The sequence below is a fragment of the Kitasatospora sp. NPDC053308 genome (assembly GCF_055585785.1).
The window spans coordinates 1-1,343 of sequence record NZ_JBVJJY010000068.1 but is presented as its reverse complement, the minus strand read 5'-3'; the positions used below and the strand labels follow the sequence as shown (position 1 = coordinate 1,343).

1 protein-coding gene is annotated in these 1,343 nt (G+C 74.5%); it reads right to left on the bottom strand.

The window, feature by feature from the left end:
- Window positions 1–1,343, bottom strand: a 1,343-nt coding sequence (locus tag ACZ6Y7_RS37965) for a non-ribosomal peptide synthetase (protein WP_465762545.1), incomplete at both ends; no start/stop codon positions are given.

The following is a 1,343-nucleotide window of genomic DNA, read 5'->3' as shown; positions in this document are numbered from 1 at the left end:
TCGCCGTGGGTGTTCTGCTGCCAGCGGCCGAGGTCGCCGGTGCGGTACATCCGGGCGCCGGGCTCGCCGTACGGGTCGGGCAGGAAGCGCTCGGCGGTCAGGGCCGGGCGGCCGAGGTAGCCGCGGGTCACCAGGTCGCCGGCGATGAAGAGTTCGCCGCCGACACCGATCGGCAGCGCGCGCAGCGCCTCGTCCAGCACGTACATCCGGGTGTTCCAGATCGGCCGCCCGATGGTGATCACGCCGGAGGGCGCGGTGTCGCCGGGCTCGATCCGGAACTCGGTGCAGCCGACCGTGGTCTCGGTCGGGCCGTACTCGTTGATCACGGTGGCGCCCGGGTGGCGCCGGCGCCACTCGTCCAGCACCTCGCCCATCAGCGACTCGCCGCCGAGCACCAGCTGCTCGCTCGGCGAGAAGCGCCCGGGCAGCGCGGTCAGCAGGGCCAGGTGGCTCGGCGTGGCCTTGACGAAGGTCGGGCGGTCGAACTCGGTTGCCGCCGGCGCCTCGTCGTCCAGTTCGATCAGCTGGACGGTGCCGCCGCTGGTGAGCGGGGCGAAGAGCCCGGTGACGGTCAGGTCGAAGGACACCGGCGAGTGCACCAGCGCCCGGCCGGCCACGCTGCCGTAGGCCTCGCGGGCCCAGGCCAGGTAGGCGTCCAGCGAGCGGTGCTCGACCACCACGCCCTTGGGGCGCCCGGTGGACCCGGAGGTGTAGATCACATAGGCCGGGTTGCGCAGCGACAGCGGCGCCGAGCGGTCGGCGTCGGTGAGGTCGTGCGCGGGCAGGGCGGCGAGCGCCGCGGCCGTGTCCGGGCTGTCCAGCAGCAGCCGGGGGTGCTCGGTGACGGGCAGGCCGGCGGCGGCTTCGGAGGTGGTGAGCACGCACAGCGGTCGGGCGTCGGCGAGGGTGTAGGCGATCCGCTCGCCCGGGTGGGTGAGGTCGATCGGCAGGTACGCCGCACCGGACTTCAGCACCGCCAGCACGGCGACCAGGGTCTCCACCGAGCGCGGCACGGCCAGCGCGACGAGCTGTTCGGGGCCGGCGCCCTGGGCGACCAGGTGGCGCGCCAGGCGGTTGGCGGCGGTGTCGAGTGCGGTGTAGCTGAGGGTGGCGGTGCCGCAGGTGACGGCGGTGGCGTCGGGGGTGCGGGCGACCTGGGCGGCGAACAGTTCCGGCAGTGTCCGGCCGGGCAGTGCGCGGGACGGCCCGTTCCAGTCGGTGAACAGGGCCCGCCGCTCGTCCTCGGAGAGCAGGTCGAGGTCGTGGATGGGGGTGTCGGGGTGTTCGGCGGCGCTGCGCAGGATGCGCTGGAACTGTTCGGCGAGGCGCTGGACGGTGGCGGG